General features: G+C 62.5%; 21 protein-coding genes. 6 read left to right on the top strand and 15 right to left on the bottom strand.

Going from position 1 to position 20,671, the window contains the following annotated elements; translation table 11 throughout:
- Window positions 1–8: 8 nt before the first annotated feature.
- Genes ACHEXL_RS00425 through ACHEXL_RS00410 form a run of 4 tightly spaced genes read right to left on the bottom strand, consistent with a single transcriptional unit; the run spans window position 9 to window position 2,511 of the window.
- Entirely contained in the window at window positions 9–437 is a 429-nt protein-coding gene (locus ACHEXL_RS00425; RefSeq protein ID WP_416560115.1) for an ExbD/TolR family protein, read from the bottom strand.
- A 3-nt stretch (window positions 438–440) separates the two neighbouring features.
- Window positions 441–1,085: a MotA/TolQ/ExbB proton channel family protein gene (locus ACHEXL_RS00420; protein ID WP_291927709.1), complete on the bottom strand. Its 645-nt coding sequence runs from the start codon at window positions 1,083–1,085 to the stop codon at window positions 441–443.
- A gap of 14 nt (window positions 1,086–1,099) precedes the next feature.
- Window positions 1,100–1,915: a 4-hydroxy-tetrahydrodipicolinate reductase gene (gene dapB, locus ACHEXL_RS00415; RefSeq protein ID WP_416560114.1), complete on the bottom strand. Its 816-nt coding sequence runs from the start codon at window positions 1,913–1,915 to the stop codon at window positions 1,100–1,102.
- A 56-nt stretch (window positions 1,916–1,971) separates the two neighbouring features.
- Entirely contained in the window at window positions 1,972–2,511 is a 540-nt protein-coding gene (locus ACHEXL_RS00410) for an outer membrane protein assembly factor BamE (RefSeq protein WP_416560113.1), read from the bottom strand.
- An 85-nt stretch (window positions 2,512–2,596) separates the two neighbouring features.
- Here ACHEXL_RS00410 and fur point away from each other — a divergent pair, with 85 nt between their 5' ends.
- Window positions 2,597–3,025, top strand: a complete 429-nt coding sequence (fur, locus tag ACHEXL_RS00405; RefSeq protein ID WP_108427290.1) for a ferric iron uptake transcriptional regulator — start codon at window positions 2,597–2,599, stop codon at window positions 3,023–3,025.
- A 15-nt stretch (window positions 3,026–3,040) separates the two neighbouring features.
- Here fur and hprK read toward each other — a convergent pair whose 3' ends face one another.
- From hprK to ACHEXL_RS00385, 4 genes are all read right to left on the bottom strand, one after another.
- On the bottom strand, window positions 3,041–3,982 hold the full coding sequence (gene hprK, locus ACHEXL_RS00400; RefSeq protein ID WP_416560112.1) for an HPr(Ser) kinase/phosphatase: 942 nt from the start codon (window positions 3,980–3,982) through the stop codon (window positions 3,041–3,043).
- 25 nt (window positions 3,983–4,007) lie between these two features.
- A complete protein-coding gene (locus tag ACHEXL_RS00395; protein WP_416560111.1) occupies window positions 4,008–4,475 on the bottom strand; it encodes a PTS sugar transporter subunit IIA in 468 nt (155 codons plus the stop codon).
- A 158-nt stretch (window positions 4,476–4,633) separates the two neighbouring features.
- Window positions 4,634–4,963 carry a ribosome hibernation-promoting factor, HPF/YfiA family gene (hpf, locus tag ACHEXL_RS00390; RefSeq protein ID WP_019429675.1) on the bottom strand — a complete coding sequence of 110 codons (330 nt, stop codon included), beginning with the start codon at window positions 4,961–4,963 and terminating at the stop codon, window positions 4,634–4,636.
- Between the two features lie 225 nt (window positions 4,964–5,188).
- A complete protein-coding gene (locus tag ACHEXL_RS00385; RefSeq protein WP_416560110.1) occupies window positions 5,189–6,409 on the bottom strand; it encodes an MFS transporter in 1,221 nt (406 codons plus the stop codon).
- 63 nt (window positions 6,410–6,472) lie between these two features.
- Between ACHEXL_RS00385 and ACHEXL_RS00380 the strand changes: the two genes are divergently transcribed.
- Together ACHEXL_RS00380 and corA are read left to right on the top strand one after the other, a co-directional pair.
- Complete coding sequence (locus ACHEXL_RS00380; protein ID WP_416560109.1) at window positions 6,473–7,705, top strand: patatin-like phospholipase family protein; 1,233 nt, start codon at window positions 6,473–6,475, stop codon at window positions 7,703–7,705.
- Window positions 7,706–7,862: 157 nt separating this feature from the next.
- Complete coding sequence (gene corA / locus ACHEXL_RS00375) at window positions 7,863–8,849, top strand: magnesium/cobalt transporter CorA (protein WP_291927687.1); 987 nt, start codon at window positions 7,863–7,865, stop codon at window positions 8,847–8,849.
- 7 nt (window positions 8,850–8,856) lie between these two features.
- Here the strand turns inward: corA and ACHEXL_RS00370 are convergent, their stop codons facing one another.
- From ACHEXL_RS00370 to ACHEXL_RS00355, 4 genes are all read right to left on the bottom strand, one after another.
- Complete coding sequence (locus tag ACHEXL_RS00370; protein ID WP_416560108.1) at window positions 8,857–9,618, bottom strand: 5'-methylthioadenosine/adenosylhomocysteine nucleosidase; 762 nt, start codon at window positions 9,616–9,618, stop codon at window positions 8,857–8,859.
- Window positions 9,619–9,715: 97 nt separating this feature from the next.
- Window positions 9,716–11,398, bottom strand: coding sequence for a long-chain-fatty-acid--CoA ligase (locus ACHEXL_RS00365; protein WP_416560107.1), 1,683 nt, complete (start codon window positions 11,396–11,398; stop codon window positions 9,716–9,718).
- A 207-nt stretch (window positions 11,399–11,605) separates the two neighbouring features.
- Window positions 11,606–13,021, bottom strand: coding sequence for a Re/Si-specific NAD(P)(+) transhydrogenase subunit beta (pntB, locus tag ACHEXL_RS00360; protein WP_416560106.1), 1,416 nt, complete (start codon window positions 13,019–13,021; stop codon window positions 11,606–11,608).
- Between the two features lie 31 nt (window positions 13,022–13,052).
- A complete protein-coding gene (locus ACHEXL_RS00355; protein WP_416560105.1) occupies window positions 13,053–14,630 on the bottom strand; it encodes a Re/Si-specific NAD(P)(+) transhydrogenase subunit alpha in 1,578 nt (525 codons plus the stop codon).
- A 144-nt stretch (window positions 14,631–14,774) separates the two neighbouring features.
- Between ACHEXL_RS00355 and ACHEXL_RS00350 the strand changes: the two genes are divergently transcribed.
- Window positions 14,775–15,269: an NUDIX hydrolase gene (locus tag ACHEXL_RS00350; protein ID WP_416560104.1), complete on the top strand. Its 495-nt coding sequence runs from the start codon at window positions 14,775–14,777 to the stop codon at window positions 15,267–15,269.
- The gene (locus ACHEXL_RS00345) at window positions 15,266–16,024 is read left to right on the top strand and encodes a sulfite exporter TauE/SafE family protein (RefSeq protein ID WP_416560103.1); all 759 of its coding nucleotides are present in this window, start codon (window positions 15,266–15,268) and stop codon (window positions 16,022–16,024) included. Before ACHEXL_RS00350 ends, ACHEXL_RS00345 begins: the two co-directional genes overlap by 4 nt.
- Before the next feature lie 51 nt (window positions 16,025–16,075).
- Here the strand turns inward: ACHEXL_RS00345 and ACHEXL_RS00340 are convergent, their stop codons facing one another.
- A complete protein-coding gene (locus ACHEXL_RS00340; protein WP_416560102.1) occupies window positions 16,076–16,825 on the bottom strand; it encodes a transglycosylase SLT domain-containing protein in 750 nt (249 codons plus the stop codon).
- A 5-nt stretch (window positions 16,826–16,830) separates the two neighbouring features.
- Between ACHEXL_RS00340 and mnmA the strand changes: the two genes are divergently transcribed.
- Window positions 16,831–18,015, top strand: coding sequence for a tRNA 2-thiouridine(34) synthase MnmA (gene mnmA, locus ACHEXL_RS00335; RefSeq protein WP_416561364.1), 1,185 nt, complete (start codon window positions 16,831–16,833; stop codon window positions 18,013–18,015).
- Window positions 18,016–18,056: 41 nt separating this feature from the next.
- Here the strand turns inward: mnmA and tcuB are convergent, their stop codons facing one another.
- Both tcuB and tcuA read right to left on the bottom strand, forming a co-directional pair.
- Window positions 18,057–19,223 (bottom strand): tricarballylate utilization 4Fe-4S protein TcuB, encoded by a 1,167-nt coding sequence (gene tcuB, locus ACHEXL_RS00330; protein WP_416560101.1) that lies wholly within the window; start codon window positions 19,221–19,223, stop codon window positions 18,057–18,059.
- Window positions 19,210–20,652, bottom strand: a complete 1,443-nt coding sequence (gene tcuA, locus ACHEXL_RS00325; RefSeq protein WP_416560100.1) for an FAD-dependent tricarballylate dehydrogenase TcuA — start codon at window positions 20,650–20,652, stop codon at window positions 19,210–19,212. The genes tcuB and tcuA overlap by 14 nt, the downstream gene beginning before the upstream one ends.
- Between the last annotated feature and the right edge of the window lie 19 nt (window positions 20,653–20,671).

Below are 20,671 nucleotides of genomic sequence, written 5' to 3'. Positions count from 1 at the left end.
TCACCCGCTCAGCGTTTGGGGGTGGACGGGGTTTGCGCAACAAAGCCAATGCGCGACAGACCGGCTTTTTGGGCCAGGCCCATGGCCTCCACCACCCGGCCATAGGGCACAGACTGGTCGGCGCGAAGCTCCAGCTCGGTATCGGGATTGTGCCGGGCAGCTTCCGACAGGCGCTGACGCAAGGCCTCAGGGGTGATGGGCTGGTCGTTCAAGAACAAGGCCCCCTGGGCGTCCACCACCAAAGACACCGCCTGCGGGGCTGCGCCCGACTGTCCGCCCTCGCTTTGGGGCAGGTCCAGGCGAATGGCGCTGGTCATCAAGGGGGCGGTCAGGATGAAAATGACCAGCAAAACCAGCATCACGTCCACCATGGGGGTGACGTTGATCTCGCTCATGGGGGCGTCCGGCTTGCGGGTTTCCAGGCGACCGAAGGCCATGGCTCAGTCCTGCGGGTCGGCCAGCAAGCCACGCAAATCGTGGGCAAAGCCTTCGAGTTCGGCCTCGATCTGGTTCACTTTTCGGCCCAACAGGTTGTAGCCCAACACCGCCGGAATGGCCACGGCCAGCCCGGCAGCGGTCATGATCAGGGCTTCGCCCACGGGTCCGGCCACCTTGTCGATGGTGAGCTGTCCGGCTTCGGCCATGCCGGTCAAGGCATTGAAGATGCCCCAAACGGTGCCCAAAAGACCCACAAATGGCGAAATGGAGCCCGCTGTGGCCAACCAGACCTGGCCCCATTGCAAACGGCGCACCACGCCCTGCAAGGCATCGCGCAAGGCACGGGTCAGTTGTTGGCGGCGGGCACCTGCTGAAGCCAGGGTGCCGCCCACCGGGAGCAAGGTGGCTTCCAGCAGGGGGGTGATGCAGGCGTCGCGGTCAAACTGGGCCACGCGCTGCTGGGCCTGGTCCAGGCCCGGGGCCTGCCAGAACGCGGCCACGCTGCGGCGCACATCCAGGCCCACGCGCGCGAGCAAGCGCCACTTCCAGACCATGACCACCCAACTGCCCACCGAAAGCGCCAGCAAAACCAGCGCCAGCACACGGCTGACCCCATCGCTGTGCAACAGAAAGTCGTGGAGGCTCATGGGTGCCAGGCTGGTCAGCGCAAATTCAACACGTCAAACATGTCAAACAGGCCGCGCTGCTGGGTCGCCAGATAACGCACGGCACGCAGGCTGCCTTGGGCGTAAGTGGATCGGCTGGAGGATTTGTGCGTGACTTCGATGCGCTCGCCAATACCGGCAAACAGCACCGTGTGGTCGCCCACGATGTCGCCACCCCGGATGGTGGAAAAACCGATGGTGGAGGGGTCGCGCTCGCCCGTGTGGCCATAGCGCTCGTAGACGGCGCAGTCTTTCAGATCGCGGCCAATGGCCTCGGCAATGACTTCACCCATCTTGAGGGCCGTGCCCGAGGGCGCGTCCACCTTGTGGCGGTGGTGGGCTTCGATGATTTCGATGTCGTAGCCCGTGGACATGGCTTGCGCGGCCATTTGCAGCAACTTGAGCGTGACATTGACGCCCACGCTCATGTTGGGGGCCATCACGATGGCAATGTCTTTGGCGATTTCAGCGATTTCGGCTTTTTGCGCGTCGGTGAAGCCGGTGGTGCCGATCACGGCCTTGACGCCCAGTTCACGGCACACCTGCAAATGGGCCAGCGTGCCCTCGGGGCGGGTGAAGTCAATCAGGCAAGCGGCATCCTTCAGGCCCGCCCGCAGGTCGGAGGTGACGCGCACGCCACTGGACTGGCCCAGCGCCGCGGCGGCATCTTGGCCCAAGGCAGGACTGACGGCCATGTCGAGCGCGCCTGCCAGACGGCAATCGCCGGAGGCCAGGATGGCTTCGATGAGCATGTGGCCCATGCGGCCAGACGCGCCGGCAACGGTGATGGGCAAGGGGGTCGATGGGGTCATGTGATGGATGGAATGAAAGGTACGCGCATCGGGCGTGCTGCCCGAACAAGGGCCCATCAACGGGCTGTGGGCTCCAGAGGAGGGTAAGTCGCAGGCAGCGGCGCAGTGCGCGGCGCATCGTCAGCCGCCTTCGGTGCGGGGAACTTTTTCAGGTCTTCTTCGCTGGCCTGCAAGTTGGGCACGCTGGCGGCTTTGCGCTGGACCACCAGGCGCTCGACAAATTCGGACTCGCTGGGCAGGTCACCGCCTTCCACCGACGAGACCACATCGTCTTTGAAGTAGACGGTGAGCTGGAAACTTTGGGGTGGCACACCCTGGCGGCGGATGCTGAAGGCGTAATCCCAGCGGTCGGCATGGAACAGGCTGGTGACGAGGGGTGTGCCCAAAATGTCGCGGACCTGCGCCCGTGGCATGCCCGTGGTGATTGCCTGGCGCTGCTCTTTGGAGACAAAGTTGCCCTGCACCACCTCGGGGACATAGGGTTTGAAGGTGTCGCTGGTGAAGCTGGCCATGTTGGCGCAACCGGCCAAACTGGCGCACATGAAAAGCATGGCCAGGCGTGTGCCTGTCACGGAAAAAGTCAGGGATGCTGTCATGGTTGAGGGCTGGCCGATATGATCGGGTCATTGTAGCGGCAGCTACGCGCCCACACCGGCTTTGCCTATCCCGACACCCCTTCACATGACCCAAATCGACGAACTGAAAAACAATGGTCTGAAGGCCACGCTGCCACGCCTGAAGATCCTGGAGGTCTTTCAGCGCGGGCAGCAACGGCACATGACGGCCGAGGACGTGTTTCGCCTCCTGTTGAGCGAGAACACCGACATCGGTCTGGCCACGGTGTACCGGGTGCTGATGCAGTTTGAGCAAGCGGGCATCCTGAGCCGCAACCACTTTGAGAGCGGCAAAGCCGTTTACGAACTCAACGAAGGTCAGCACCACGACCATATGGTGTGTCTGGACTGCGGTCGGGTGGAGGAGTTTTATGACCCGGAAATCGAGTCCAGGCAACAAGCGGTGGCCGAAGCCAAAGGTTTTGTGATCGCCGACCACGCCCTGAGCCTGTACGCCCACTGCACCCAAAAGCCTTGCCCGCACCGCCAGGGTTGAGCAGGCCGGGCGTCCTCAATCCATCGCCCGGCGCTGGCGCTCGATGAATTCCTGGTAGGTGTCGATGCCGCGCATCTGCAAGATGGTGTTGCGCACAGCGGCCTCGACCAACACCGCGATGTTGCGCCCCGCCACCACCTGGATGACCACTTTGCGCACCGGAATGCCCAGCACATCCTGCACCAGCGGCTCGGAAGGCAGGCGTTCGTAATCCCGCTCCAGCGTTTCGCGGCGCACCAGGTGAACAATGAGTTTGAGGCGCATCTTGCGGCGCACCGCGGTCTCGCCAAAGATGGCACGGATGTCGAGCAGACCAATGCCGCGTACCTCCAGCAAGTTTTGCAGCAGGTCGGGGCAGCGCGCCTCGATGGTGGTCTGGTTGATGCGGTACAGGTCCACGGCGTCGTCGGCCACCAGACCGTTGCCGCGCGAAATCAGCTCCAGCCCCAGCTCGCTTTTGCCCAAACCGGACTCACCGGTGATCAACACGCCCATGCCCAAAATGTCCATGAACACGCCGTGCATGGTGGTGCGATCGGCAAAATGCTTGGACAGGTAGGCCCGCAGCACATCGATGACAAAGGCCGACGAGTGCTCGGTCGAGAACATCGGGATCTGAGCCCGCTCGCACATGGACAGCAGGGCTTCGGGAGCCGTCTGGCCATCGGCCAAAACCAGCACCGGCGGCTCCAGCGTGACGATGCGGGCGATCCGGCGAGCGCAATCCTCGGGCGTGGAATTGGTCAGGTAGGCCACCTCGCGGGGCCCCAGAATCTGCACGCGGTAGGGGTGGATGTAGTTCAGGTAACCGACCAGGTCGGCGCCCGAGCGGGCTTCGCGCACGGCGACTTCGTCAAAGCGTCGCTCCGACGCGCCCAGACCGGCCACCCATTGCCATTTGAGCTTGCCGCGATGGTCCTCGAACAGGACATCGGCACTGATGACGCTGGGCTTCATCGCAAAAACCTCGAAAAAGGGAGGATCAGACCGTCTGGGCAGACTGCCACTGGGCGATCAGCTGGTGCAGTTCCTGCTGGACGGTGCTGCTCTTGATGTTTTCACGCAAAGCGGTGTCGCTGAGCAATTCTGCAATTTCGGACAGGATTTCCAGATGCTTTTGGGTGGCGGCTTCGGGCACCAGCAAAAAGATCAACAGGTTGACCGGCTGTTCGTCAGGGGCGTCAAAGCCAATCGGCTGCGCCAGCTGGAACACGGCGGCCATGGGCGCTTTCAGGCCTTTGATGCGGCCGTGCGGAATGGCCACACCATGACCCAGGCCGGTGGAGCCCAACCGTTCACGGGCAAATAGGCTGTCGGTCACCAGGGCACGGGACAAGCCATGCAGGTTCTCAAAGAGAAGTCCGGCTTCTTCGAATGCGCGCTTCTTGCTGGTGGCTTCCACCCCAACAAGAACCTGGGCAACGGGCAATATGGATGAGAGGCGATTCATGGTCGAGGCCGGATTATGCACCTTGCGCGGGCGCGCCGGTCAGGGCACCTGCAAGCCGGGCCACAGGGGCGGCATTTCCGACCCCAAAGCGCCACGAGGCCTGCATTAAAAAGGGCCACAAACTTGTGGCCCTGTTTTGAACACAACATTCAAGCCGATCACATCATGCGCTTGGGGGCGCTGTGGTGATGGTCCGTGATGCGATCTTTGTGCTTGACCACCTGACGGTCCAGCTTGTCCACCAGTTCATCCACAGCGGCGTACAAATCTTCGTGAGCGCTTTCTGCAAACAAGTCGTTGCCCTTGACGTGGATATTGCATTCGGCGCGTTGGCGTTTTTCTTTTTCCTTCTGCTTTTCGACGGTCAGCAACACTTTGACATCGACCACTTGGTCAAAGTGCCGGGTGATCCGGTCGAGCTTCCCCGTGACGTACTGACGCAATGCCGGGGTCACTTCCAGATGGTGCCCGCTGATGGTTAAATTCATAGTCGTCGCCTCCATGATTCAGGGTATGAAAAGCCCCACCTAAGCGGGGCTCCGAAACCACCTGTTGGGGTGGTTCAACCCCACTATGCGCCGCACCCCATCGAAATGCAAGACGCCTGCAACTAAACCTGTAACGTCCGCTGGCATTGCACTCAAAACTCTTTTTCAGTGCTATGGTTCGACTTGAGCACAAGAACAACAGGGGGTTTTCAGCCCCCAAAAACTTCAAGTCGAAACGGCAGGCGCTCCATGCAGGCGCAAACGCCCGGCCAGCCAGACGCTCAGAAAACTGGCAGCCACTCCCAGCAAGCCCGCTACCCAATACCCGGTAAGTTGCCCCTGCGCATCTCGCCCGATGATGAGACCCGCAACCAGAGCCGCCAGCCCCATGGAGGCAGACTGCACAGCGGAATTAAGGGTCATGAAGGTGCCGCGCAAACGCGGCTCCACCGCCGATGAAATCATTGCCATACCCGGGATCATGCGACCACTCATCATGGTGAACAACAAGGTCGAGATGGCCAGCAAGCCCCACAAAGGCAAGCCTTGCGAGAGCGTGGTGGCCATCAAGGGCACGGTCACCGCCAAGGCCAGGCGCTGAAACACGCGGACCTTGCCCATCCGGTCAGTCAGGCGTCCAAAATAACGGGCACTGAGCAAGGTGGCCACCCCACCGCACAGGTAAATCCAGGGCACCTCGGCGGTCTGCATCCCGGCGTTGGACTGCAGGTAAATGGTGATGTAGGGGATGACCGTGAAACCGGCAAACATCATCAAGCCCGACACCCCAAAGGCCTTGAGGTGGTTGACCTCGACCAACACCTGGCCGATGCCACGCCACACGCTCACCCTTTCGGGATGGTGCAGGTGTGCGTCCAGCCGGGGCAAGGTTTGCCAGGCCCCCCAGGACAGCAAGCCCACCAGCGCAGCAATGCCAAAGAACGGCGCGTGCCAGCTCAGGTGCGCCGCCAGAAAGAGCCCCAGCGGCACACCCGCCACCGTGGACACGGAAAACGAGGTCATCACCACACTCATGGCGCGGCCCCGGCGCTCGAAGGGGATCACATCGGCCACGATGGTCTGGGACAAGGCCGACAATACCCCGCCAAACAAACCAGCGGCCACGCGGGCCACCATCAACCAGACATAGTCGGGCGCCAGACCACAGGCCAGGGTGGCCAGGCCAAACAAGGCGTACATGACCAGCAGCAGGCGCTTGCGGCTGAAGCGGTCGATGTAGGTGGCCGCCATCAGGCCGGACAGGCCCGCCGACAAGGTGTAGGCCGAGACCAGCAGACCGAACTGGGCGTTGCTGATGCCGAACAAAGCCGTGAACTGCGGCCCCAGCGGCATCATGATCATGAAATCGAGGATGTGGGTGAACTGGATGCCAGCCAGCGTGAAGAGCAGCCAGCGCTCACGCCGTGGGGTCAAATGTGGGGTCATGGAACAATGCCGTTGAATGGTCTGAATCTAACACCCACAGCATCTTTGCGCCCCCACATGCCCATGGACCCCCTGATGCCCAAAGCGCCCGTGTCACCCGCCTCACAAACTCTCTCGCCGCATCCGCACCCCGTGATGGGCCTGGTGCTGATGGGTGGCGGAGCGCGCACCGCCTACCAAGCCGGGGCGCTGCAGGCAATCGGCCAACTGCTGCACCGCACAGCGGGGCCATCCCCCACTTTTCCATTCCAGGTGCTGGCGGGCACCTCGGCCGGGGCCTTGAACGCCACTTTTCTGGCCAGCAAGGCGCTGGACGGTCTGGCAGGCCTGGACGATCTGGCCCATTTCTGGACCCGGATCCGCACGGAGGCGGTCTACCGCCTGCCCCAAACCCCGCTGGACAAATTCAGCCGCTGGGCCACCGCGGTGGGTTTGCTGCGCTCTGTCCGCGCCCATGCCGCCGCCATGGACAGCCTGGCCCTGGTCAACACCTTGCACCAGGCGATCGCCCTGGAGCGGATCGACACCGCCTTGCACAGCGGGGTGCTGCAGGCCCTGGCGGTCACCGCGTCGAGCTATTCGAGCGGTGTGCACTGGACTTTTTGCCAGACCCGGGATGGCCAGCCCATTCCCTGGAGCCGTCCAGGCCGCCGTGCCGAGCAGCAACCCATCACCATCGAGCACCTGATGGCGTCCAGTGCCATCCCCTTCATTTTCCCATCCACCCCGCTGTGGGTAGACGGTGGCATGGAGTATTTCGGGGATGGCTCGATGCGGCAAATCTCACCCTTGTCCTCGGCCGTGCACCTCGGGGCCGACCGGATCTTGGCGATTGGCGTGAGCCAGCCCCAACGGGCCAGCCTGATGGCACCCGCCCGCGCCGCAGGACGCCCCTCACTGGGCACGATCGCTGGCCACGCCATGGCCAGCGTATTCCACGACACGCTGGAGGCCGATGTCGAGCAGATCAGCCGCATCAACCAGGCCCTGGACAGCTTGCCCGAGGCGGTACGTGCAAGCCTGCCTCTGCGCCCGGTGCAGGTGCTGACGCTGCAGCCCAGTGCCTCGCTCGACGCCTTGGCGCAAGCGCACGCCCACACCCTGCCCCGGCCAATTCTGCGAGTGCTGGAGGGTCTGGGTGCATTGCGCGGCAGTGGCGCGGCCCTGGCCAGCTATTTGTTGTTCGAGCCGGAGTTCATTGCCGCGCTGATGGCCTTGGGCCAGGCGGACGTGCAGGCCCGCGCCGACGACATCCTGGCTTTTCTGGCCCCCGCAGGGGCACATCCGGTGCGATAATCCGCCGATTCATTCTGGAGACACATTGCCGTGGAAACTACCCCGAGTCGGTAGCTTTCGAACGCGCTGAGCACCCTGCCCATCGTTCGAAAGCTGCAGAAACCCCCCTTCGCCGCCCCTTTGGACTTTTGGCACCTGGCCATTTTTCGGATTCGCCATGCTCAACATCTTCACCCTCGCCAATGGCCGCCTCTTCCAGGAAGAGATCGAGTCGCTGGAAGAACTCTCCCGCTTCCAACCCATCTGGGTCGACCTGGAGTCGCCCACGCTGGAAGAAAAACGCTGGATCAAACAGTACTTCGGCCTGTCCATCCCGGAAGACGCGATGGACGAGGACATCGAGGAATCGGCCCGCTTCTACGAAGAAGACAACGGCGAGCTGCACATCCGCTCCGACTTTTTGATCGCTGACGAAGACGAGCCACGCACGGTGCGCTGCGCTTTCATCCTGAACCAGCACAACGCCGACCTGAAAAGCCAGGGTGTGCTGTTTTCCATCCACGACGAAGACGTGCCGGTGTTTCGCCTGCTGCGCATGCGAGCACGCCGCGCCCCTGGCCTGATCGAAGACGCCAAGGAAGTGCTGCTCAAGCTGTTCGATGCCGATGCCGAATACTCGGCCGACACGCTCGAAGGCATTTACGACCAACTCGAAACCGCCGGTAAAAAAGTGCTGTCGGGCGACGTGACCGACGCCATGGCCGGTGAAGTGCTGGGCGCCATCGCCCGCCAGGAAGACCTGAACGGCCGCATCCGCCGCAACGTCATGGACACCCGCCGCGCCGTGAGCTTCATGATGCGCTCCAAAATGCTCAACGCCGAGCAATTCGAGGAAGCCCGACAGATCCTGCGCGACATCGACTCACTGGACTCGCACACCGCGTTCTTGTTCGACAAGATCAACTTCCTGATGGACGCCACCGTCGGTTTCATCAACATCAACCAGAACAAGATCATCAAGATCTTCTCGGTGGCCAGCGTGGCCTTGCTGCCGCCCACCTTGATCGCCAGCTTGTACGGCATGAACTTCCAGTACATGCCCGAGCTGTCGCAAAAATGGGGCTACCCCTATGCGCTCGCATTGATGGCTGCCAGCGCCGTGGTGCCCATGTGGTACTTCCGCCGCCGGGGCTGGCTCAAATAAAGCCGGCTCAAGCGGGCTGGCGACGGCTCAGCCACTGCGACAAAATCGCCAGGCTGTAACGGCTGGCCACTTCGCGGATGAAGCGCTGAAAGTCGGTGTGCGCCGCGTCATCCGCCCGGTCCGAGATGGTGCGCACCGCTGCAAAAGGCACGCCGTAATCGTGACAGACCTGCGCCACCGCTGCGCCCTCCATCTCCACCGCCAAAGCCTCGGGCAAAGCCTGCCGCAACGCCTGACTTTCGGCCGAGGTCGAGACAAACCGGTCGCCACTGATGACCAGACCCTGGTGCACACGCGGCGCGTTCAGCGCAAATTCGGCCAGTGTGCCCGCGCCCAGATGTTGCCCTGCATGGGCCAGCACCTGCTGGCTGGCCGCAGCCAATTGGGCCGACAAGCCGGCATCGGCCTCAAAATGGGCACGACCGTACAGTGGCACCTCATGGCGCGGGAACAGCGGGGAAGCGTCCATGTCGTGCTGCAGCAAACCCTGGGCCACCACCACATCGCCCACCCGCACTTCGGCACCCAGGCCACCCGCCACGCCTGTGAACACCAGGGTGTCGACGGCAAAGCGCTCCAGCAGCACCGTGGCCGTGGTGGCTGCAGCCACCTTGCCGATGCGCGAGAGCACCGCCACCACCGAGTGGCCTTGCCAATGGCCGACCCAAAAGTCCCGCCCGGCCACCGTCACGCGCTGCTCATCGGGCATGGCCGCCAACACCGCCGTCAGTTCTTCGTGCATGGCACTCATGATGCCGATCACTGCCATGGACCACCCCTTGTTCAATGCCTCTAAGTCAAACGGCCACCCGTGAACGGGTGGCCGCTGCGCCCTGTATAGGGGCCTTGGCCCCGCAGCTGTCCTGTCAGGCCTTGGCGCGCAACTCGCGGCGCAGGATTTTGCCCACAGGCGTCTTGGGCAATTCGTCGCGGAACTCGATCACGCGCGGCACCTTGTACGCGGTCATGTTTTCGCGGCAGTAAGCGATGACCTGCGCCTCGGTCAGCGCCGGGTCTTTGCGCACCACCACCAGCTTGACGGCCTCGCCGGTTTTTTCGTCCGGCACGCCGATCGCTGCGCATTCGAGCACGCCCGGGCAAGCCGAGGCGACTTCTTCCACCTCGTTGGGATAGACGTTGAAACCGCTGACCAAAATCATGTCCTTCTTGCGGTCCACGATCTTGAAGTAGCCACGCGCATCCATGGTGCCGATGTCTCCCGACTTGAAATAACCGTCGGCGGTCATGACCTTGGCGGTTTCGTCGGGGCGCTGCCAGTACCCGGCCATCACCTGCGGGCCCTTGATGGCGATCTCGCCCGGCGTACCCAGAGTGGTGATTTCGTGGCCATCGTCGTCAAGCAGCTTCATGAAAGTGCCGGGGATGGGCACACCGATGGTGCCGGTGAACTCGGTGCTGGTGGTGGGGTTGCAACTGGCCGAGGGGCTCGTCTCCGACAAACCGTAACCCTCACAAATCGGGCAGCCGGTTTTCTCCAGCCAGAGCTTGGCCACGGTGGGCGTCACGGCCGTGCCGCCACCCAAGGACACCTTGAGGTTGGACCAATTGACCGTGTTGAAATCCGGATGATTGGCCAGGCCGTTGAACAAGGTGTTCACCGCCGGAAAGCTGTGGAAGGTGTGCTTGGACAACTCCTTGAGCACGGCTGGCAGGTCACGCGGGTTGGGAATCAGGATGGTCTTGCCGCCCATGCGCAGGCTCAGCATCATGTTCACCGTGAAAGCGAAGATGTGGTACAGCGGCAATGCGCACACCGCCGTGGGTTGCTCCCCGGCCGGAATCCGCTTCATGACAGGCGCGTTCCAGGCCTCGGACTGCAGCACGTTGGCGATCACATTGCGGTGCAACAACACTGCGCCTTTGGACACACCCGTGGTGCCCCCGGTGTACTGCAGCACCGCGATGTCGTCGGCCGACAACTCGGGCTTGCGGAAGGCTTGTTGACGGCCTTTGGACAAAGCGTCGTTGAAACGCACCGCCTGCGGCAAGTTGAAAGCGGGCACCATTTTTTTGACGTTGCGCACCACGTAGTTGACCAAGGCCCCCTTGAGCAGGCCCAACCGATCACCCATGGCGGCCAGCACCACATGCTGCACCGGGGTTTGCGTGATGCATTTTTCCAGCGTGGCAGCAAAGTTCTCAATGATCACGATCGCCTTGGCACCCGAGTCCTTGAGCTGGTGCTCCAGTTCACGGGCGGTGTAGAGCGGGTTGACGTTGACCACCACCAGACCCGCACGCAAAATGGCCGCCACCGCCACCGGGTACTGCGGCACGTTGGGCATCATGATGGCAACACGGTCGCCTTTGCTCAGGCCCAGCGACTGCAGGTAGGCCGCCATGGCCAGGCTGTCACGGTCGGTCTGGGCAAAGCTGAAATCCTTGCCCATGAAACTGTAGGCCGGACGGTCTGCGTATTTGGAAAAACTCTCTTCGAGCAAGCCCACCAAGGAGCTGTACTGGGTGATGTCGATGTCGGCTGGGACGCCTTCGGGGTAACTCTTGAGCCAAACGGGGTTCAGGTTCATGTGGTGTTCTCCTGCAGGCCAGTCTACCGCACAACTGACGGCTAACTGACTCGCAGGGGTACTGGATTTCCCGAGGTTGCAGGCCGCTTGCAGCGCACCCATGACGCCGTGCCAAGCTCGGCCCTGAACACCACCGCTTGGTGATTCGTGGGCACCAAAAAACAAGGGGCCCGAGGGCCCCTTGTTCATACGGAGGCAAGCAGCCGGTCAACCTTTGAGGGCCACCAACACCTCGTCGAGCATCTTCTTGGCATCGCCAAACAACATGCGGTTGTTGTCCTTGTAAAACAGCGGGTTGTCCACACCGGCGTAGCCGCTGGCCATGGAGCGCTTCATCACGATGCTGGTGCGGGCCTTCCAGACCTCGAGCACCGGCATACCCGCGATCGGGCTGGTCGGGTCGTCCTGCGCGGCAGGGTTCACGATGTCGTTGGCACCAATGACCATGACCACATCGGTGTCCGGGAAGTCGTCGTTGATCTCGTCCATTTCCAGCACGATGTCATAGGGCACCTTGGCCTCGGCCAGCAGCACGTTCATGTGGCCGGGCATGCGGCCCGCCACCGGGTGGATGCCGAAACGCACGGTCACGCCCTTGTCGCGCAGTGTTCGGGTGATCTCGTTGACGGTGTGCTGGGCCTGGGCCACGGCCATGCCGTAGCCGGGCACGATGATCACGCTCTTGGCATCGCGCAGCAGCTCGGCGGTGTCGGTGGCGCTGACGGGCACCACCTCGCCTTGCGGCTCGGCTGCGGCACCGTCGGCCTTGGGTGCAGCGGGTGCGCCGCCACCAAAGCCGCCCGCGATCACGCTGATGAAGTTGCGGTTCATCGCGTTGCACATGATGTAGGACAGGATGGCACCCGAAGAGCCCACCAGAGCGCCGGTCACGATCAGCAAGTCGTTGCCGAGCATGAAACCGGTGGCCGCCGCGGCCCAGCCCGAATAGCTGTTGAGCATGGAGACCACCACCGGCATGTCTGCGCCGCCAATGGCCATGACCATGTGGACACCGAACAGCAGCGCGATCACGGTCATGACGATCAGCGGGGTCATGCCGCTTTGCACGTCGTGCGCGTTGACAAATTCACGGCCAAACCAGATCACGACCAAGAGGCCCGCCAGGTTGAGCCAGTGGCGCGCAGGCAGCAAAAGCGGCTTGCCACCGATCTTGCCGTTGAGCTTGCCAAAAGCGATGAGCGAGCCCGAGAACGTGACCGCGCCGATCAGGATGCCGATGTAGATCTCCACTTCGTGGATGGCTTTTTCAGCCCCAGTGAACTGAACCGAAGTGTCCACGTAGCTGGCAAAGCCCACCAGGCAAGCCGCCAGGCCCACCAGGCTGTGCATGAGCGCCACGAGTTCGGGCATCTGGGTCATCTTGACGGTTTTGGCCGCATAAAGGCCAATGCCGCCACCGATCACCAAGGCCGACACGATCCAGGGCACGCCTGCGGCGGCCACGCGTGGGCCGACGATGGTGGCAAGCACGGCCAGCGCCATGCCAACGACGCCGTAGAGGTTGCCTCGGCGCGAAGTTTCCGGGTTGGACAGGCCACCCAGGCTGAGGATGAAGAGGATGGCCGCGCCAATGTAGGCGACCGTTGCCAAGCTAGAGGTCATGAAGGTCTCTTTTCTTTATTCGATCAGATCGTTACTTGCGGAACATATCCAGCATGCGGCGGGTCACGGCAAAGCCACCAAACATGTTGACGGCCGTCAGCACAATGCCGGCAAAAGCCAGCCACTGGATCAGCTGGTCAGGTCGTCCGTTGGTGCCAGCCTCGGGTGGCAGGATCTGCACCAGCGCACCGATCACGATGATGCTGGAGATCGCATTGGTCACGCTCATGAGCGGCGTGTGCAGCGCAGGCGTCACGTTCCAGACCACCATGTAGCCGATGAAGCAGGCCAGCACGAACACGGTGAAGTGGCCGAGGAAGGCCGCCGGGGCATAGGCCCCAATGGCCCAGAAGGCCAGTGCACCCAGACCAAACACGGTGGCCAATGTTTTGACCGGCATGGGGCCGCTGCTGCCGTGGCCGTGGGCGCTTTTCTTTTCAGCGGCTGCCACCGGCTTGGCGGCGGGCTTGGGTGCCGCAGCGGGCAGGGGTGGCGCAGGCCAGGTGATTTCACCGTCCTTGATGACCGTCAGGCCCCGGATGGCATCGTCTTGCATGTTGACGTTGATGATGCCGTCCTTGGTCTTGCACAGCTCTTCCGTCAGGCGGAACAGGTTGGTGCCGTACAGGGTGGACGACTGGCGTGCCATGCGCGAAGCCAGGTCGGTGTAGCCCACGATGGTCACGCCGTGCTTGACCACGGCCTTGCCGGGTTCGGTCAGTTCGCAATTGCCGCCTTGTTCGGCAGCCATGTCCACGATGACGCTGCCGGGCTTCATGCTTTTCACCATCTCGGCGGTGATCAGCTTGGGCGCGGGTTTGCCGGGAATCAGCGCGGTGGTGATAATGATGTCCACCTCGCGGGCCTGCTGCGCGTACATCTCGCGCTGCGCGGCCTGGAAGCCCTCGCTCATGACCTTGGCGTAACCGCCACCGCCCGAGCCTTCTTCCTCGTAATCCACCTTGACGAACTCACCGCCGAGCGACACGACCTGGTCGGCCACTTCGGCGCGGGTGTCGTTGGCGCGCACGATGGCACCCAGGCTGGCCGCAGCGCCAATGGCGGCCAAGCCGGCCACACCGGCACCGGCGATGAACACTTTGGCGGGGGGCACCTTGCCCGCGGCGGTGATCTGGCCGTTGAAGAAGCGGCCAAAGGCGTTGGCCGCCTCGACCACGGCGCGGTAGCCGCTCACACCCGCCATCGAGGTCAGCGCGTCCATCTTCTGGGCGCGGCTCAAGGTGCGGGGCAGTGCGTCGATCGACAGCGCGGTGACTTTCTTGGCCGCGAGCTGCTGCATCAAATCGGGGTTTTGCGCGGGCCACAAAAAGCCGATCAGGGTCTGGCCTTCGTGCATCAATGCCACTTCCTCGGGCGTGGGGGCACGCACCTTGAAGACGATGTCGCTGCCACTCCACAGCGCAGCGGCGCTGGGCGCCACGGTGGCACCGGCCTCGACATAAGCCGCATCCGACAGGTCGGCGAGTTCGCCTGCACCCTGCTCCACGACCACCTCAAAACCGAGTTTGACCAGTTTGGTCACCACATCGGGCACAGTGGCCACCCGTTTTTCACCGGGGTATATCTCTTTGGGCACGCCTATGCGCATGGTTAATCTCCTGCAAATGATGAAATCGGTGGACTCGGCCATGTTAAAGCCCAAGTCAATCGTCCAATATATACCGAAACTTACAACACCCTACCCAGCCCCACCCCGGGCATACCCTGACAAGTCCAAACCGATAATCCTCGCATGGACACACGCTGGAAACCCAATGTCACCGTGGCCGCCATCATCGAACGTGACGGCCGCTACCTGCTGATCGAAGAACACACCCAGGAGGGCTTGCGCCTGAACAACCCGGCAGGCCATCTGGACCCTGGTGAATCACCTGCACAAGGCTGTGCGCGTGAAGCCCTTGAAGAAACCGCCCACCCCTTCACCCCCACCGCCCTGGTGGGCATCTATTTGTCGCGTTTTCAACGGCCGGCCACGGGCGAAGACATCACCTATGTGCGCATGGCTTTTTGCGGCGACATCGGCGAGCTGCAGCCCCACCTGAGCCTGGACGAGGGCATCGTGCGCACCCTGTGGATGACGCCCGAAGAAATCCGCGCCAGTGCCGAGCGCCACCGCAGCCCCCTGGTCTTGCGCTGCATCGAAGACCACCTGGCAGGGCAACGTTTCCCCTTGAGCGTGATCCACACCGACGCAGCGGTGGCCAACTTGCCCCCCCTGTCGACATGAGCCCCGACCTGCCCACAGAAGCGCTGTGGCTGCTCACGGGTGCGGCCGCTTTCGCAGCAGGCGTGCTCAACGCCATTGCGGGCGGCGGCAGCTTCCTGACCTTTCCCGCCCTGGTGTTTGCCGGTATTCCCCCCTTGGCGGCCAATGCCACCAGCGCCATGGCCGTCAGCCCCGGTTACCTGGGCAGCGTGCTGGGTTTTCGGGCGGAGCTGCAAACCCTGCCCAAAGCCTTGCTGCAGCGCGAAGTGGCGATTGCCGCAACAGGCGGCTTGATCGGCGCAGGCTTGCTGCTGGTCACCCCGGCGCGGGTGTTTTCAGGCCTAGTGCCTTGGTTGCTGCTGCTGGCCACGGCGCTGTTTGCCGCTGGCCCCTGGCTGGCCCGGCGCAACGCAGGCCAGGGCCAGCCCGCATGGCGACTGCCAGGCCTGATGGGCGTGGCCATTTATGGCGGTTACTTCAATGGCGGACTGGGCATTTTGCTGATGGCGCTGTACACCTTGACGGGCGAGAGCCGGCTGAACACGGTCAATGCGCTGAAAAACCTCAACTCCTTTGTGCTGTCGCTGCTGTCGGTGGCCGCTTTTGCGGTGGCGGGCGCCATCGTCTGGCCGCAGGCGCTGTGGATGATGGCCCTGGCCACAGCCGGAGGCTGGGCGGGTGCACGCTTGGCCAAACGCCTGCCCGTGCGCTGGGTGCGCTGGCTGGTCATGCTCACTGGGCTGGTGATAAGCGGGGTCTTTTTCGTGCGCAGCTGATGGCGCTTGGGCTCAGCTGGGCAGCTAACCGAGGTCATAGCCCCAACACGCTCAGGGCAAAGCAGGCTTTTGACCAGCGGCGACTTGGTCCAGCAAGGCTTGTTCGGCAAAAACTTTGGCCACATAGCCCCCATCCTCAGACAGGGCGTAGCCCCCGAGGTAAAACTTAAGACCCTCTTCCAGGGAGCCATCCCGCATCTTGACCGCATCCGACAACACCGCCGCCCCCACACGCATGTTGGCAATCGGGTCAAAAGCGGCCAAACGTCCGCCATACGCCTCGTAACGCTTGGCGTGGATGTCCGTCATCACCTGCATCAAACCCTGCGCCCCGGCCTGACTCTGAACATAAGGGTGAAAATTGGACTCGATGGCCATCACGGCCAAAATGAAATGCGGGGCCAGCTTGGTTTTTTTGGACAAGACATGCGCTTCGGCCACCAAAGCGGCCAAGGGTTCCGGCGCGACTTTGTACTTGCGCCCCAACCACTCGGCCACTGCAGCCTGGGCGGGTGGCAAATCCTGCAAACTCACAGCCGTGGCCCGTTCTGCGGTGTTCTCGGGCAGCCACGACAATAAAACCTGACGCTCACGCAACCAGTTGAACACCGCGCCTTCGGCCGAGTGCAACCATTGCGGATTGAGCCACAAAGCCAGAACCAAGCTGACCGCAGTCAAGCCCACCGTGGCCAAACCACTGTGGGTGATGATGAACATCCCGTGCGCGACGTCGCGCAAAAATGTTCTGCCGTGTTGGCACCAGGTGCAGTGCTTGGTCATGAATTCGGGCCCATCGGGCATTATAAATTTTCGGCCTTGTCGGGCAGGGCAGGTGGTCGCGGGATAATTGCAGCATGTCCCAACTTCACCGTGTGGTCGTCGGCTTGTCCGGCGGCGTCGATTCTGCTGTCACCGCCCATTTGCTCAAGCAACAGGGCCATGAGGTCATTGGCATCTTCATGAAAAATTGGGAAGACGACGACGACAGCGAATACTGTTCTTCCAACATCGACTTCGTGGATGCCGCCGCCGTGGCGGATGTGCTGGGCATCGAGATCGAGCACGTCAATTTTGCGGCCGATTACAAAGACCGTGTTTTTTCGGAGTTTCTGCGCGATTACCAGGCCGGGCGCACGCCCAACCCCGACATCCTGTGCAACGCTGAAATCAAGTTCAAGTCCTTTCTGGACCATGCCATGCGGCTGGGCGCCGAAAAAATCGCCACCGGCCATTACGCCAGGGTGCGTTTGAACACTGCAACAGGTCGGCACGAGCTGCTCAAGGGCCTCGACCCCAGCAAGGACCAAAGCTATTTTCTGCACCGCCTGAACCAGGCTCAGTTGTCCAAAACCCTGTTCCCGGTAGGCGAGCTGCACAAATCCGAAGTGCGTCGCATCGCCGAAGAGATCGGCCTGCCCAACGCCAAAAAGAAAGACTCCACCGGCATCTGCTTCATCGGCGAGCGACCCTTCCGTGAGTTTTTGAACCGCTACATCTCCAAGGAACCCGGTCCGATCAAGGACCCGTCAGGGCGCACCATTGGAAAACATGTGGGGCTGAGCTTTTACACCCTGGGCCAGCGCCAGGGCTTGGGCATTGGCGGCATCAAAACCCAAGGCGCACAAAAAGGTGGCAGCGAACACACGCCCTGGTTTGTGGCCCGCAAAGACGTGGAAAAAAATACCTTGTGGGTGGTTCAAGGGCACGACCACCCCTGGTTGTTGTCGCCCCAACTTCAGGCCACCGATGTGAGCTGGTGCGCAGGCCAGGCCCCTGCGCCAGGCGCTTATGCCGCCAAAACCCGCTACCGGCAAGCCGATGCACCCTGCCATCTGCAAGCGCTCAGCATGCCCGATGGCTCCACGGGCTTTGAGTTGTCGTTCAGCGATCCCCAATGGGCCGTCACCCCCGGCCAAAGCGCTGTGTTGTACGACGGCGAGGTGTGCCTGGGCGGTGGCGTGATCCACTCGGCCAGCGCCTGCCCTGGCTGAGAAATGCCTGGCGGCGGGATCGCACCCTGTTCGAAAAACGCTCACTCCCCGCCCAAGCCCAGCCGATTGGGCTGACGCTTTTCGACGGCAAAGCGCAGCAAGGCCGCCGTGCGGAAAACCCCGTGCGCAAACTTGCCGTAGGGCAGCGTCAAGAACAAAGCCATCACCGCACCCAAGTGCACCGCCAGCATCAAAGGCATGGCCGCCGTTTGGCCCAGCAACCAAAGCAGCAAACCCGTCACACTGACCAAAAACAACAAGGCGATGAAACCCCGGTCCATGGGCTTTTGCGCTGCGTCGCCGTGCTCTGGGTGGCGGCGCAGGTTCAAGCGCCACAAACCGGCTGTCCCCACCGTCAGGCTCACCCCACCAATCACGCCCAGCAACTTGGGCAAAGTCGTCAGGTCGTAAGGCGCTGGCCAGCCCAACACATAGTGGTACAGCGTGGCCACGCTGGTGGCGGCAAAGCACAGCATGAAGCCGTAAAACGTCAGGTGGTGGTAACGCCTGCGGGCATGCGTCCAGGCGTCGTCCTCGTTGTGGCAGCCATCGCCGTGGCCACCGTCCAAGTACTTCAGGCGCAAAGCGGCGTGCGCCGCTTCGGCTGCTGCAGGCGATGTCAAATCGGCCCCGCTGGTGGCGGGCGTCACATCACGCCAAAAACGCATCACCCCCAGTGCCAACGCCAGCACCGCAAACAAGAAGATGGGCGCAAACAGGCTCACCATCAGGTTGTGAGGGAACACCGCATAGAAACCACCGGCCACGGGCGCGCCCCACAGCGTGCCTTGACGCAGCATCGCCAAGGCCAAGAACAAGGCCAAACCCAAAGCGAGCGCCACCGACAAGGTCAGGCCGTTGCGTTGGTACAAACTGCCCAAAGCGGGTGGCCAAGCGTAGTCGGCATAGGTCTGGCCGCGCACCTGGGCCATGGCCTTGGGCACGTTGATGGCAAAGTCGTGCGGTGGAGCATATTGGCAAGAGTGCAGACACGCACCGCAGTTGTGGCACAGGTTGGCCATGTAATGGATATCGGCCTTGCCAAACTCCAGCCGCCGCGTCATGGCCGGGAACACCGCACAAAAACCCTCGCAGTAGCGGCAGCCATTGCAAATTTGCATTTGCCGGGCCACTTCGGCTTCGGGTGCGGTCAACTCGCCGCGTGCCAGCGCACGGGCATCGCGCGTCAGGGCTTCAAGCGTTTGCATGGGCCGCTCCTTCTTTTTGGGCTTTGACGGCTTTGGCCGCCTGCTCGCCCGCGATGCGGCCAAAGGCCGTGCCAATCGTCATGCCCACCCCAGCGGTGTAGCCCTTGCCCAGCACATTGCCCGCCATCATCTCGCCGGCCACAAACAGGTTGGGGCTGGGCTGGTTGTTGAATCGCACAGCGGTCGTGTCATCGGTTTTGAGGCCCAAATAAGTAAAAGTGACGCCAGGCCGCACGGCATAGGCGTAGTAAGGCGCGGTGTCGAGCGGCCGCGCCCAGTGGGTTTTGGCAGGGCTCACACCCTCGGTGTGGCAGTCGTCCAGCGCCGTATGATCAAACTTGCCTTCGCGGCAGGCCGCGTTGTAGTCGTTGAGCGTTTGCATGAAGGTGGCTTCATCCAACCCCAATTTGCGGGCCAGCTCAGGCAGGCTGTCGGCCTGCGTGCCTTCAAACACGGGCGGCATGAAGCGGCCCACCGCCTTGGCGTCGATGATCGAATACGCCACCTGCCCCGGCTGCTGCGCCACCAAACGGCCCCAGATCGCGTAGCGCTTGGGCCAGAAGTCTTCACCCTCGTCATAAAAACGCCGCGCCTCTCGGTTGACCACCACACCCAAAGACACGCAGTCAATGCGGGTGCAAATGCCGCCGTCATACAACGGTGCACGGGCGTCAATGGCCACCATGTGCGCCTGGGTGGGGTCACCAATGCGGTCGGCGCCTTGCTCCAGCATGTGCTTGAGCAGCACGCCTTGGTTGAAGCGCGTGCCGCGGATCAAAAACTGATCCGCCGGGTATTCACCACGCTCGTTTTGGCCCCAAGCTTCGCGCAGCCACTCGCGGTTGGACTCAAACCCACCCGCCGCCAACACACAGGTGCGGGCCTCAATGCGCTCACGTCGCACGCTGCCGTCGGCCTGTTTGTGCATGACCGACGCGGCCACAAAACGGCCTTTGTCCAATTCGACGCTGTCCACTTCAGCGTTGTAGTGGATCTGCACACCCAATTTTTCGGCGCTGCGGTAATAGGCATTGACCAGCGCCTTGCCCCCGCCCATGAAAAACGCGTTGGTGCGGGCCGTGTGCAAAGCGCCCGACAACGAAGGCTGAAAGCGCACGCCGTGCTTGACCATCCAGGGCCTGCAGGTGGCCGAATGGCGAATGGCCAAACGGGCCAGGTGTTCGTCGGTCAAGCCGCCCGTGACCTTGAGCAGGTCTTGCCAAAACTCTTCTTCCGGGTAGGCATCGACCAGCACGTCCTGGGGGGCATCGTGCATGCAGCGCAAATTGCGCGTATGCCCCGAGTTTCCGCCTCGCCACTCACGCGGCGCCGACTCCAGCAGCATCACGCTGGCCCCGGCTTCGCGCGCCATCAAGGCCGCGCACAAGGCCGCGTTGCCGCCGCCGATCACCAATACATCCAAGTCCATGCCTGCTCCGAAAAAAGAC

Source organism: Limnohabitans sp. YIMB22184, assembly GCF_048020265.1.
In the GTDB taxonomy this organism is placed as follows: domain Bacteria; phylum Pseudomonadota; class Gammaproteobacteria; order Burkholderiales; family Burkholderiaceae_C; genus Limnohabitans_A.
The sequence above is the reverse complement of the archived record's forward strand: the minus strand, read 5'-3'. Positions and strand labels throughout refer to the sequence as shown.